Origin of the sequence: Clostridium hydrogenum, from assembly GCF_021432385.1 — a bacterium.
GTDB lineage: Bacteria > Bacillota > Clostridia > Clostridiales > Clostridiaceae > Clostridium_S > Clostridium_S hydrogenum.
Genome location: NZ_JAEACT010000002.1, coordinates 1,415,184 through 1,429,539, shown reverse-complemented (window position 1 = coordinate 1,429,539; position 14,356 = coordinate 1,415,184). Strand labels below are relative to the sequence as shown.

General features: G+C 30.3%; 11 protein-coding genes. 2 read left to right on the top strand and 9 right to left on the bottom strand.

The annotated features are described in order from the left end of the window. Positions 1–143 precede the first annotated feature (143 nt). Complete coding sequence (locus tag CUEA01_RS06390; protein ID WP_234120227.1) at positions 144–2,261, top strand: methyl-accepting chemotaxis protein; 2,118 nt, start codon at positions 144–146, stop codon at positions 2,259–2,261. A 290-nt stretch (positions 2,262–2,551) separates the two neighbouring features. Beyond that, positions 2,552–3,445, top strand: a complete 894-nt coding sequence (locus CUEA01_RS06385) for a metal ABC transporter substrate-binding protein (RefSeq protein ID WP_234120225.1) — start codon at positions 2,552–2,554, stop codon at positions 3,443–3,445. Between the two features lie 451 nt (positions 3,446–3,896). Here CUEA01_RS06385 and CUEA01_RS06380 read toward each other — a convergent pair whose 3' ends face one another. The 9 genes from CUEA01_RS06380 to CUEA01_RS06345 all read right to left on the bottom strand — a co-directional run bounded on the left by CUEA01_RS06380 (position 3,897) and on the right by CUEA01_RS06345 (position 14,355). Further along, positions 3,897–4,598, bottom strand: a complete 702-nt coding sequence (locus CUEA01_RS06380; RefSeq protein WP_234120223.1) for a response regulator — start codon at positions 4,596–4,598, stop codon at positions 3,897–3,899. Beyond that, entirely contained in the window at positions 4,588–7,308 is a 2,721-nt protein-coding gene (locus CUEA01_RS06375) for a sensor histidine kinase (protein WP_234120221.1), read from the bottom strand. The genes CUEA01_RS06380 and CUEA01_RS06375 overlap by 11 nt, the downstream gene beginning before the upstream one ends. A 53-nt stretch (positions 7,309–7,361) precedes the next feature. Beyond that, on the bottom strand, positions 7,362–7,727 hold the full coding sequence (locus tag CUEA01_RS06370) for a hypothetical protein (protein ID WP_234120219.1): 366 nt from the start codon (positions 7,725–7,727) through the stop codon (positions 7,362–7,364). Between the two features lie 42 nt (positions 7,728–7,769). Beyond that, positions 7,770–8,393 carry a K(+)-transporting ATPase subunit C gene (locus tag CUEA01_RS06365; protein ID WP_234120217.1) on the bottom strand — a complete coding sequence of 208 codons (624 nt, stop codon included), beginning with the start codon at positions 8,391–8,393 and terminating at the stop codon, positions 7,770–7,772. Positions 8,394–8,410: 17 nt separating this feature from the next. Beyond that, the gene (gene kdpB, locus CUEA01_RS06360; RefSeq protein WP_234120215.1) at positions 8,411–10,471 is read right to left on the bottom strand and encodes a potassium-transporting ATPase subunit KdpB; all 2,061 of its coding nucleotides are present in this window, start codon (positions 10,469–10,471) and stop codon (positions 8,411–8,413) included. 15 nt (positions 10,472–10,486) lie between these two features. Then, on the bottom strand, positions 10,487–12,160 hold the full coding sequence (gene kdpA / locus CUEA01_RS06355; protein WP_234120213.1) for a potassium-transporting ATPase subunit KdpA: 1,674 nt from the start codon (positions 12,158–12,160) through the stop codon (positions 10,487–10,489). A gap of 18 nt (positions 12,161–12,178) precedes the next feature. After that, complete coding sequence (gene kdpF, locus CUEA01_RS25270; RefSeq protein ID WP_407929246.1) at positions 12,179–12,256, bottom strand: K(+)-transporting ATPase subunit F; 78 nt, start codon at positions 12,254–12,256, stop codon at positions 12,179–12,181. Positions 12,257–12,601: 345 nt separating this feature from the next. Beyond that, entirely contained in the window at positions 12,602–13,516 is a 915-nt protein-coding gene (locus tag CUEA01_RS06350) for a branched-chain amino acid transaminase (protein ID WP_234120205.1), read from the bottom strand. 104 nt (positions 13,517–13,620) lie between these two features. Further along, positions 13,621–14,355, bottom strand: coding sequence for a sigma-70 family RNA polymerase sigma factor (locus CUEA01_RS06345; RefSeq protein WP_234120204.1), 735 nt, complete (start codon positions 14,353–14,355; stop codon positions 13,621–13,623). Position 14,356 lies beyond the last annotated feature (1 nt).

The window sequence follows — 14,356 nt, the reverse complement described above, 5'->3', positions numbered from 1 at the left end:
ATAACATAAATATATAGGTTATTTCCTTTAACGGATATCATACAATTTATGTAAATTACAATTATGACTGTAGAATTGTACAATTTTTACGATAATTAATTATAACTATATCTATATTTTTAATTATAAAGGAGTTGTAACTATTGAACTTACTAAAAAAATTACAATCACACATAAGCTATAAAATAATCGCTCCAATTATAGCTTCTTGTGTACTGTGTATTTCTATTACTTCATTTGTTTGTATACAAAAAACTTCAAATTTATTAGAAAATGAATCTAAGTCTAAACTTATTGAAATATCGAAAAATAAAGGAAATGAAATAAATAGCTTACTCACAGATACAGAAAACTCGGCTAATAATATATCTAGTTTTATAACTTCATCTTACGATGAAAACAAAGCATCAACGGATTCAAATTACAGCAAACAATATATTGATTCAATAAATGCTTACATAAAAAAAATAGGTTTAAGTAATAATAAAACCTTAGGAATTACATTAATATTAAACCCTGAAATAACAAAAAGTTTATATCAAATTTGCTATGAAGGTGCCATTGGAAGTAATGATTTAAAAGAAAGAGATAAATTTAAAATAACTGATTTTGATGAAAGTAAGCCTTCAATGGGATGGTATTACAATCCAGTAAAATTAAAAAAAGCCATATGGAGTGATCCTCATCTAGATGCTGCTGGCAACTCTAATGCTAATAAAAAAGATATGAGGATTTCATATACAAAACCAATTTTTAAAAATGACAAATTAGTTGCTGTATTAGCTATAGATTTATTTTTTAATGATTATATGAAAATGATTAATGAAATCAAGGTTTTTAACAATGGCTATGCATCCTTATTAAATAATAACTTAAATTTTTTAGTCGACAAAAAGTACACACAAAAAAATAACCTTGAACAAATTGATAATGGTGCTTTAAAAGATAAATTAAGCATCATGAAAAATCAACCTGAAGGAACTGTGGAAGGCACTTTAAATGGTAAACAAACTTTACTTGCCTTTAGTAAATTAAAAAATGGAAACATCCTATTATTAAATGTTACCTTTGATGATATTTTTAGTGAACTATCTAATTTAAAATTTTTCATCATAGTACTTGCTATAATTTTAATTGCAATTTTCTCTTTCATTGCATTACTGATTGGAAAAGTAATTGCAAAGCCAATTGTGGCTACTACCTCTTTTGTTAATAAAACAGCTAAATTTGATTTAACAAATGATAGCAGTTATGACTTTCTTCTAAACTATAATGATGAAATTGGAACACTAATTAAGTCTTTTGTAAACATGAAAAAAGAGCTAATAGCTTTAGTGAAACAAATAATGGATTCTTCACAAAATTTGAGTGCTTCAAGTGAAGAACTATCTGCAACTGTTGAAGAAATGTCATCAAAATTTCAAGAAATAAATAATCAATCAAAGATAATATCTGAAGACGTCATGAGCACAAGTTCTTCTTCAGAAGAAATTACAGCATCAATTGAAGAAATAAATTCTCATATAAACGAATTATCGAATAAATCAACTGATGGTAAAAATACTTCAGATAGTGCAAAAGTACGTGCTTCTAAAGTTCAAAATGAAGTTAATTCTTCAATTAAAAAACTAAATAAAGTATGTGATGAAAAGAAACAAAATATTTTATTATCTATTGAAGATGGAAAAGTAGTTAAGGATATAACTATACTTACAAATACAATAGCTGATATAGCTGAGCAGACTAATTTACTTGCACTAAATGCATCAATAGAAGCTGCTAGAGCTGGTGAGCACGGTAAGGGCTTTGCTGTAGTTGCAGACGAAGTTAAAAAACTTGCTGAACAGTCCTCAAATACTGTTACTAATATTAAATCTATTACCGAAAAAGTTGAAAATGCATTTAAAAATCTATCAAATACTAGCAGTGATGTATTAGAATTTATCCAAAATGATATTTCTACACAATTTAATGAATTAAATACAATGGGAACTAGCTATTATAATGATGCAAATTTTATAAGTGGAATGTCCAGTACTATTGCCACAATGTCCCAAGAACTAAATGATACAATAGATCAAATAAGCCAAGCTGTTCAAAATACAGCTGTACTTGCCCAAAATTCTTCCGAAAATGCAAGTATAATTGATGATAGCATAAATGAAGTTTCTGAAGGCATAGATCAAATTGCTAATACCGCCCAAACTCAGGCAGAAATGGCATTATCCCTTAATGAAATGATTCAAAGATTTAAGCTTTAGAATACTACGAACAAAAAAAAAGAGTACGGAGTACAGAGTACAAAGTACAGTGAAGGATAATTTTCTGTAGCAAAGCTACAGAAAATCATAGAATTAATGCTGTTCAGCGAAGCTGACAACATTTAAGTTTAAGATTTACCTGACGCAAGGAAAGGTAAATCATCCTTCGTTGTACTCTGTACTCTGTACTTTGTACTCTGTTTTTTAAGTATTATGGTTGACATTTTTTGCTTGTTAATATATTATTGTAAATGCAAATAATTTGCAGCATAAATTTTAGGAGTGATTTAATGTTAAAAAAATTCTTTTTCTCACTTATACTTGTCGTAGCTATATTTTCTTTCACTGCATGTAGCACTGCTACAAATTCGAACAATTCAAATAAACTAAAAGTTGTCGTTTCTTTTAATGCAATGAAAGAACTAACATATGCAATAGGAAAAAATAAAATCGAAATAATTAATATGACACCTAATGGAACAGAACCACATGATTTTGAGCCAAAAACTAGAGATATATTAGCACTTCAAGATGCTAAAGTGTTTATATACAACGGTTTAGATATGGAATCTTGGGTAGATAAAACCTTGAAATCTATAGATAATAAAAATTTAATCAAAGTTGAAGCTTCTAATGGAATAAAGCCTATTAAAAATACAAGTTCAAATGAACACGGAATTTATGATCCTCATGCATGGCTAAGCTTAAAAGCTGCTGAAATTGAAAGCAAAAATATTAAAAATGCATTAGTTAAAGCTGATCCTAAAAACAAAAATTATTATGAAAAAAACTATTCAGATTTCAAAACACAAATTGATAATTTATATGACGAATATAATAATAAATTTAAAAATATAAAAAATAAAAGTTTTGTCACTGGACACGCTGCTTTTGGTTATCTTTGCAGAGACTACGGTTTAAATCAAGAAAGTGTTGAGGATGTTTTTGCAGAAGGTGAACCAAGTACAAAAAAATTGGCGGATTTGATTACTTATTGCAAAAAAAATAATGTAAAAACAATATTTGTTGAAGATATGGTAAGCCCTAAGGTTTCTAATACCTTGGCTAGAGAAGTTGGTGCAAAGGTTGAAAAAATTTACACTGTCGAAAGTAAGGAAGACGGAAAAGATTACCTACAATCAATGCAATATAATCTAGAAAAAATTTATAGTAGTTTACAATAAAAACATTTTGAAAAGGCTATATTTTAAATAAGTGTAGTGCAAAATCAAATAACATGGGGCAGGTACATAAAAAATACACCTGCCCCATGTTATTTTAATGGTTTCACTACATTTTTATTTCTGTGCAATGTTTTTCAATTCACAGTTCACGATGCACAATAATTGATGATTTTTCTCCTTTAACACTACGAAAAATCTTATAACTTATTATTTTCAAGATTTTCTGCTTCAGCAGAAAACCATCCTTAAGCCACTGTAATTGGGAAGTAAGAGCGTTTTGGAACGATTTAAATAGCATCTTATAAATCTTAGAGGAATATTCGAAAAATCCTTAGAACTTTTAATTTGTTTGAACTATAGTGAGTTATTGAAAGTTCTTAGGATGTTTCGAATATTCCTCTTAGATTTATTGATGCTATTTAATGTTCCAGAATGCTCTTACTTCCCAATTTTATTCTTCGATTAATCTATAGCCAACTCCAACCTCTGTGTATATATATTCAGGCTGCGCTGGATCCTTTTCTATTTTTCTTCTAAGGTTAGCCATAAAAACCCTTAAAGATTGAGTTTCATTTCCAACTGATGCTCCCCATATTTCACGTGTAATAAAATTGTGTGTTAAAACCTTTCCTGAATACTTGCAAAGCAGTGCCATTATTTTATATTCTATGGGAGTTAAGTGAACTTCCTTTTCATCTATTTTTACTTTTCTTTTAGTAAAATCAATGCTCAGGCCTTTTACATTAAATTTTTCTAACACTTTTTCCTTTTCGCCACTTGTTACCATACGATGCCTAAGCGATACGCGAATTCTTGCCAAAAGCTCACTTATGCCAAAGGGTTTTGTAAGATAATCATCTGCCCCTGCATCTAGCGCTTCAACCTTTTGCCTTTCATTTTCTCTTGCAGAAACAATTATTATTGGAATACTTGACCATTCTCTTACCTTCTGTATAACCTTAATTCCATCAATATCTGGCAGCCCCAAATCTAATATAATTAAGTCAGGATTATTGGACATTGATAAAGCTATTGCTTCATTTCCTTTATCTGTTTCAATATGCTCATAACCTTGTGCTTCTACGGCTGCAGTTATAAAATTTCTTATAGGTTTATCATCTTCAACTACAAGAATATATGCATTATTCCCCATCAACATTTTCCCCACTTTCTTTAGGTATATTAAAACTAAATATAGCTCCCTTGCCTTTTTTGTTTATAGCTTTTATCTTACCACCATGAGCCTCAACTATTGATTTACAAATGGCAAGTCCAAGTCCTACGCCCCTTCTTGAATCTGAAACTTTGCTTCCATTTGTAAAAAATCTATCGAATATATGTGGAAGTATTGACTCATCTATACCCGTTCCATTATCAATCACATCAAATATTACATCATCTTTTTTCTCATAAACTTTAATTTCTATAACTGAGTCATTTGGAGAAAATTTAACAGCATTATCAAATAAATTAATTATAACCTGCTCAATTAAACTGCCATCCATTGGAACCATTATAACTTCTTCTGGAATACTAACTTTAATTTTATGATTCTTAAAATATTTAGAACTTCTCTGAACCGCTTCTCCTACTACTTCTTCAACTAATTCTATATTCTTTTTAATTTCCACTTTTCCTTCATCAAACTTAGTCATGCTAAGTAAATTTTCAACTAATCTTATAAGCCACTCAGTATCATCATAAATTCCATTCAAAAGTTCTCCCTTAGTATATTCTGATATAAACTCGCCATTTTCTAAAATCGTACTAACTGCACCTTTTATTCCTGCAAGTGGACTCCTTAAATCATGAGAAATTGACCTTAAAAGATTACTTCTAAGCCTTTCCCTTTCAATTTCGACCTTAGAATTTTCCTGCTCACTTGAAAGAATTTCTCTATCTAGCGCAATAGATATTTGGCTTGTTACATTTTCAACTGTATATTTTTGTTCTGGAGTAAGAAAGCCTTCTCTGCAAGAAACACCAATGACTCCAAGTACTTTATTTTGAATTTTAATTGGAATATAGTAGCCCTTTGCTCTATAAAAAGTATCTGTACCAGCTCCTGATTCTTTACCATTTATGTAGCTCCAATAAGCAGTTGCATTTTCATCCTTATTTAAAAGTGACTCATCTTTTTCACCCGGATTTTTTGTATAGATAAATGGTGTAGATAATTTATCGTCTCTAACTAAATAACCAACTACTGTCCTATTTACAAGCCTAGATATATATTTTATACCTACAGAGACAACTTCGCAATCGCCCGAAGCCCTCAAAAGCTTACCACTAACTCTATACAAAGTTTGAGTTCTTTTCTCCCTAGCCCTTGTATTTTTAGCTTCCATTTGAATTTTATTAGTAAGTTTTCCAACAATAAATGTTACAACTAGCATAATAGGAAACGTTGCTAAATAGCTTTTATCGTAAACTTGAAAAGAATATCTAGGTTCTGTAAAAAGGTAGTTAAAGAGCATAACTCCAGCAAGTGATGATATAATGCCAATAAAATATCCTGAGGTAGTCATGTAAACAATTATAACACCTAGGATAAATACCATAATAATATTTGCTTCACTAAATCGCATATAATCCAAAAATGCTGCTACACTTGTTGCCATTCCCATAGTGATAATGGCTTTTATTAAATCTTTTATAGATATATTCGTTTTAGGCTTAATTCCTAATACTACTTTTTCTTCCTTTTTCTCATACTTGGAATTTGGTATAGCATAAACATCTATATATGAATTGCCTTCCATTAATTTATCAACTATATCCTTGGCATAAAAATGCAACAATTTGCTTGTTTTCTTATGATTTTTTCCTATTATTATTTTTGTTATATTTCTAAATTCTGCATACTGAATTATTTGTTCAACTAAATTATCTCCATATATAGTTACAACTTCTCCACCTAATTGTTCTGCCAAATTAAAATTTGAATTCAATCTATCTTTATCTTCTTTACTTAACTTAAGAGATTTTGTTGTTTCAACATATAGTGCAATCCATTTTGAATGATATACCTCTGACATTCTTGCAGCTGTTCTTATAATTCTTTGTGAAGATGGTGATGGACCAATGCAGGCCATTAGTTGGTCTGAAGTTGGCATTACAGTTATTTCTCTTTTGGATAGCCTAGCACTTTCCACCTCATAATTAACCCTATCTGCCGTTCTTCTAAGTGCAATTTCTCGAAGCGCATATAAATTGTTCTTTGTGAAAAAATTATTAAAAGCTCTTTTAGCCTGTTCTTTTTTATATATCTTACCATCGCTGAACCTCTTTAAGAGTTCATCAGGCTCAATATCAATTATCTCAACCTTGTCGGCTTCATCAAATACTTTATCTGGAATAGTTTCCCTTACGGCCACATGTGTTATACTAGCAACCACATCATTTAAACTTTCTATATGCTGAACATTTACAGTGGTATAAACATCTATACCTGCATCTAAAAGTTCTTCTATGTCCTGCCACCTTTTTCTATTTCTCTGCTCTTTTGCGTTTGTATGAGCAAGTTCATCAACTAATATTATTTCAGGCTTTCTTATTAAGGCTTTATCAATATCAAATTCATTTAAAGTAACTGATTTATAATTTATTACCTTAGTTTTTATTTTTTCTAAGCCTCTTGCTAAAGTCATAGTTTCAACCCTAGCATGAGGCTCAATATATCCTATCACTACATCCTTTCCTAGTTGCTTCATGTCATGTGCTTCCCTGAGCATTGCATAAGTCTTTCCAACACCTGCCGCATAACCGAAAAATATTTTTAACTTTCCCCTCATAGCTTTGTTTTCTTCCTTCTCTATTTGATTTAAGAGATAATATGGATCCGGTCTTTCACTAGAATACATTATTTTTACTCCCATTTTTATAATTATTATTAATATTCAATATAAAGTAAATTCTATTCTTTCATAAAGGTCAAATTTTCTTTATCATCAATATTATATAATTTTATTCTGTCCCCTTCAAATTTTCCCTTTAATTTTGATGCACCATAATAATTAATTTTTTTCTTATCAAAGTTTACTTCTATCCTATTATCCCTTATAACATATTTTCCGCTGGTATAAAATGCCTCTTTATAAGATTTAATTATCATGGTACACTTATTGTTTTTATATAAGACTAAATCCGTATTATCTTGTACACAATTGTACCTACCCAAATATGGATTACCATTATATCCATTATCCTCATTTAACCCGTGCAATATCCATGCTGCAATAATGACAACAATAATTATTGAAAAAATTACTTTCTTTTTCATAATAAACCACCCAATTTTATTAAATAGTTTAAACCCTAATTTCTATTTATTTAATATAGTTGCTACTTCCAAGTTTACTTTTAGTACATTTACTCTTGGTTCTCCAAGAAATCCAAAAGTCTTATTACTTGTGTATTCTTTAACTATTTCCCCCAATTTACTTTCACTTATTCCTGTTGCTTTAGAAACAGCTGGTATTTGTATTTCAGCTGCCTTAGGACTAATGTCTGGATCAAGACCTGAAGCAGAACTTGTAAGCAAATCAGTTGGAATGTCTTCCTTTTTAACTCCTGGATGAGTTTTTAAAAAATCTGCTATATCATTTTTTACTCTTTTAGCTAAATCCTTATTTGAAGGAGCTAAATTTTGAGAACCAGATGCTACTCCAGTATACGCTACTTTTCCATCCTTTCCAGGCTTTAGATCTTCTTTAGTATAAGTGTTGTAATTTACTGCTGAAACTCTCCCCCTAAAGAATCTCTTATCAGTAAAATCTTGACCAAGAAGTGCTGAACCAACTTCTTTTCCCTTATATTTTATAATACTTCCGTTTGCTTTATTGTTAAAAAACACTTGACCTATTCCTGTTATAAATAATGGATATATTAAACCACAAATTACAATTAAAACTATACTCAATCGAATTGCTTTTGTCATAGTTTTCATATAAAAAACTCCTTTCCCTAACCCAAATTAAAAATTCTAACTAATGGAGTAGTAATAATCATATCCAATAACTTAATTCCTATGAATGGTACAATAACTCCTCCAAGTCCGTATATTAACATATTTCTTAAAAGCATAGTTTCAGATTTCATTGGTCTGTATTTTACACCTTTCATTGCTATAGGTATTAAAAGTGGTATTATTATTGCATTAAATATTAAAGCAGATAGTATAGCACTATGTGGTGTAGAAAGTTTCATTATATTCATAACCTGCATCTGTGGTATAGTGGAAACAAATATTGCTGGTATTACTGCAAAATACTTTGCTACATCATTAGCTATGCTAAAAGTTGTAAGTGCACCTCTTGTTATTAGAAGTTGTTTACCTATTTCAACAACTTCAAGTACCTTTGTAGGATCTGAATCCAAGTCAACCATATTAGCTGCTTCTTTAGCTGCCGTAGTTCCGCTATTCATGGCAAGACCAACATCTGCTTGTGCTAGTGCTGGTGCATCGTTAGTTCCATCTCCAGTCATTGCAACAAGTTTGCCTTCAGCTTGTTCCTTCTTTATGGCCTCTATCTTATCCTCTGGTTTACATTCAGCTATAAAGCCATCTACTCCAGCTTCCTTAGCAATAGTTGCTGCTGTTAATGGATTATCACCAGTACACATTATAGTTTTTATTCCAATTTCACGAAGCCTTTCAAATCTTTCTACAAGTCCAGGTTTTACAGTATCTTTAAGATATATAACACCATAAATTTTGTTATCTACACATACAACTAAAGGAGTTCCTCCAAGTTTTGCTACTTTATTAACTGCTTCGTCTAAATCTATTGGTATCTCACCTTTAAGTCCAGTAACCCTATTTTTTATTGAATCATAAGCTCCTTTTCTTACTTCAGTACCATCCTCAAGATCTATTCCGCTCATTCTAGTTTGTGCCGTAAATTCTATAAAATCTATATCCTCATATTTCTTCTTATCAATTGAACTTCCTAGTTTATTTCCAAGCTCAACTATTGATTTTCCTTCTGGAGTATCATCCTTTAAGGAACACATTACAGAATAATCAATAAGCTTATTTTTATCTGCATTTCCTACAGTTATAAATTCTGCTGCAAGTCTATTACCAAAAGTTATTGTTCCTGTTTTATCAAGTATCATAGTATCAACATCACCGCAAGCCTCAACAGCTTTTCCTGACATAGCTATTACGTTAAATCTAGTAACTCTGTCCATACCAGCTATACCAATTGCCGATAATAATCCTCCTATAGTTGTTGGTATAAGGCATACTAAAAGTGCAATTAAAGTTGAAGTTTGAATTTTTACTCCTGTATATTGAGCCATAGGATATAAGGCAACTAAAACAATCAAAAATATTAGTGTAAGACTTACAAGTATTGTGTTAAGTGCAATTTCATTAGGAGTTTTTTGCCTTGATGCGCCTTCTACAAGGTTAATCATTTTATCAAGGAAGGATTCTCCAGGTGTTGCTGTTATTTCTACCTTAAGCCAATCACTTACAACCTTTGTACCACCTGTAACTGAAGCAAAATCTCCGCCTGATTCTTTCATAACTGGTGCTGATTCACCTGTTATGGCAGATTCATCTACAGAAGCTATTCCATCAATTACTTCTCCATCATTAGGAATTATGTCTCCATTTTCAACTAGAACTATATCACCTTTTTTAAGTTCATTTGCATTTATAATTTTTACTTTTCCATTTGAATCTAGCAATTTTGCTATAGTATCTTTACGCGTCTTTTTTAAGGTTTCAGCCTGTGCCTTACCACGTCCTTCTGCCACAGCTTCTGCAAAATTAGCAAACAGAACTGTTATAAAAAGTATTACTGCAACAATAAAATTATATATTCTTAAATTACTTCCTACATCTCCAAATATTTTAGGAAAAATAGTTAAGATTATAGATACAATGAATCCTATTTCAACTACAAACATAACTGGATTTTTCATCATATATTTAGGATTTAACTTTTTAAATGATTCTAAAATTGCTGAATTTAATATATCTTTTGTAACAAATTTTGATTTTTTATCTTTCATAATATCTCATCCCCCTTATAGTGTAAGATGTTCAGCAATAGGCCCTAGTGCTACCCCTGGAAGAAATGTTAATGCACCAATTATGAGCACAATAGCAATTAAAGTTATAGTAAATATTGCATTATCTGTCTTAAAAGTTCCTGTACTTTCTGGAATAGCTCTCTTAGCTGCTAAAGAGCTTGCCACTGCAACAAGTATTATCATTGATAAATATCTTCCAAGGAACATTACTACACCAGTTGTAGTATTCCAAAACATCGTATTACTACCTAAGCCTGCAAAATTAGATCCGTTGTTTGCAGCTGCACTTGTATACTGATACAATATCTGCGTTAAACCGTGAAAACCAGGATTTGATATTCCTGCCAGTCCCTGTTTTGTCACTAGTGCTAAAGAAGTAAACATCAATATTAAAAGTGGATGAATAATTATTGCAAATGCAACTAATTTAATTTCTTTACCTTCTATCTTTTTTGATAAAAATTCTGGTGTTCTACCAACCATAAGCCCACACAAAAAGACTGTAAGAATAGCATACATAATCATATTCATAAATCCAACACCTTTTCCACCAAATATGACATTAAGCATCATATTCATAAGTGCTGTAGCTCCACCAAGAGGTGTTAAGGAATCATGCATATTATTTACTGCACCAGTAGAAGTTGAAGTCGTTGCATTTGTATATAAAACTGACCCTGCAATACCAAATCTATCTTCCTTGCCTTCCATATTACCCATAGCTTGACTTAAACCTACACGTGCTAAAGCTGGATTTCCTGCCTTTTCCGCACTATAACATATTGGCAAGAATATCAAAAATAGTATACTCATTGCGACAAATATTGAAATAGCTTGCTTTTTCTTTTTAATCATATGTCCATAACAAACTACGGTTGAACCTGCAAATACTAGCATAGCGATTATTTGAACTGCATTTGTAAGTGGAGTTGGATTTTCAAATGGATGTGCTGAATTAGCTCCAAAAAAACCTCCTCCATTAGTTCCAAACATTTTTATAGATTCAAGGCTTGCAACTGGTCCAAGTGGAATATCCTGAAGCTTACCTTCTATAGTAGTTACTGTTTTATTTGCCGCTAAAGTTTGAGGAACTCCCTGTGAAATAAAAAACACTGCAAATACAATAGATACAGGCAATAATATTCTTGTTATTATTCGTACATAATCAACATAAAAGTTGCCCATTGTTTTTTTTCTTCCTGCAAGTCCTCTCATAAACGCAAGTGCTATAGCAAGTCCTGTTGCCGCTGCAAGAAACATAAAGAAAGTTATTACTATCATTTGACTGAAATATGAAACCCCAGATTCTCCACTATACCCCTGAAGATCTGTGTTAGTTAAAAAACTTATTACTGTATTAAAGGTTAAACCTTGTTCCATTCTACCTATGTGATTTGGATTTAATAAGCCAATTGATTGAATTCTTAAAATAATATAAGCAAAAATTGCTGCCACACCATTTGATGCAAGTAAAGCTGCAATATACTGTTTCCATGTCATTTCCTCTTTTGATATTCCAGCAATTTTATAAATACAGTTATCAACTTTATCCAAAACAGGATCTAAAAAAGTTTTTTCATGCTCTGCTACTTTATAAATATATTTTCCTGTTGGAATACAAACCAAAACAAATATAAATAGTATTATTGCCATTTGTAATATTTCCATAATATAAACCTCCACTAGCTAAAATTTTTCTGGATTGAATAATGCATAAAATAAATAAATAAACAACAAAATGATTACTATAACTAAAAGTATCATTATAATCCCTCCAAAATTATCATTTAAAATAAAATCAATTAACTTAACTTGAAATTACTTTTTCACACCAATCTATAAAAAATTTTAACAATACAAAGCCTAACACAATAGAAATTATAAATATTATATCTAGCATTTTATTTTCCCCCCCTTGCCTTTCTTTTCTACATATTATCATCATAAATATAAAATCGGAGTTAAGATTTGGAGGGTTGTATAAAGATTGTATAAAGATTTTTATGTAAACATATACATTTCTTTGAAGGTCAGATGGTATAAAAAAGAGGCTGCCATACAAAGTTATTTAATACATAACCTTGTATGGCAGCCTCTTTTTTATATATTCTAATAAACTGGTGTACAACTATCTGCATATTTAGGATTCTTAGCAATAGTCAATTCAAAGAACAATTCCTTTATCTTTGCGCACACATCTCCCTGCTTGCCCTCTCCTATTACTCTATTATCTACCTTAACTACAGGAGTAACTTCCATTGCTGTTCCACTAAAGAACATCTCATCTGAAGCATAAAGTTCTGTCCTTGAAATACTTCTTTCAACAACCTCAATGCCAAGTTCTTCTTTTGCTAGCTTCATAACTAAATCCCTTGTTATACCTTCAAGTATATTATCAGATGGTGGAGGTGTCACCAATTGTCCCTTTTTAACAATAAATAAATTTTCTCCTGGACCCTCGCACACATGATTTGTACTAGTTAAAAATATAGCTTCATCATACCCCGCTTCCGCTGCTTCAAGTGATGCTAGCGCTGAATTTAAATATGCTGCTGTAGCCTTTGTTCTAGGTGGAAGCATATTATCTTCAAGTCTTCTCCAAGATGATACACAAACACTTAATTCTGGTTTTCCAGCATATTTATCTAAAGGTTGACAATAGATTAGTATTCTATTATCGTCATCTAAAAGTGTAGGTCCTATGCCTTCCCCACCCTTAAAAGCAACTGGTCTTATGTACGTTGTTTGCTTGAAGTTGTTTTTCTTTAAAAGTTCGATAGTCCATTTACAAAGTTCTTCTACTGTATAATCCAAATTAATATTTAAAGATTTGCAAGATTGAAGAAGCCTAGTATAATGTTCCTTTAATTTAAACCCATAAAGCTGATTATTTTCCCCATCAAAATAAGCTCGAATTCCCTCAAAGCAACCCAATCCATAATTGAATACTTTAGATCTAATACTGATGCTAACTTCACCCTCTTTTACTATCTTTCCTTGGTAAAAAACATATGATTCTGACATTTAAAAAGCCCCCCTAAATTATTTATAATAAAAATGGAACAAACTTAAAGTCTATCCATTTTAATGCATAATATTTTTTTTAAAATTATACTACCAACTATATGTTAAGTCAAATTTTTCTCTTTTGACATACTGGTATAATTTTTTCTTAGTTTTTTTAATGCTAGGTATTTTACTTCTGACAATTTCTTAGGTGAAATATTGATTTCCTTTGATATACTTCTAATTGTATTATTTTCAATTATAGATTTATTAATTATATATTTTTCTAAATCTGATAAACCATTATTTAATTCTCTGCTAATAATTTCTAAATATAATCTATCTTCAACTTTTTTATAATTTAAATCTTCATAATTAATATTATCAAAAAATTCTAAATTTTCTTCAGTAAAAACATTGCTATTTAATGATAAAATATTATTTAAGTTGCTTAATCTTAACATTTCTTTTACGTCATAATTATTAATTTCAAAATTACTAATATTGGGATTATCTTTTATTATTTTAAAATTAACAACATGAGAAACAATATGTTCCGGAATCTTAACAAAGGTATATTTATTTTTTATCTGAGAAATCAAAGTATACTTTACAATATTGTAAGCATATGTAGAAAACTTAACTTTAATTTCTTTATTATAGCTATTTATAGCTTTTATTATCCCTATTATACCATCTTGCATTAAATCTTCTTTAGATAAATTCTTATTTTTAATGCAAAAATTCCTTACCATTTTACTTACATACTTAAGGCATTCTTCTATAACAAGACTTTTTGCCTCTTTATTTCCTTGTTTTGCTTTACGTACATTGTCCAATAACTCATCATCATTCATT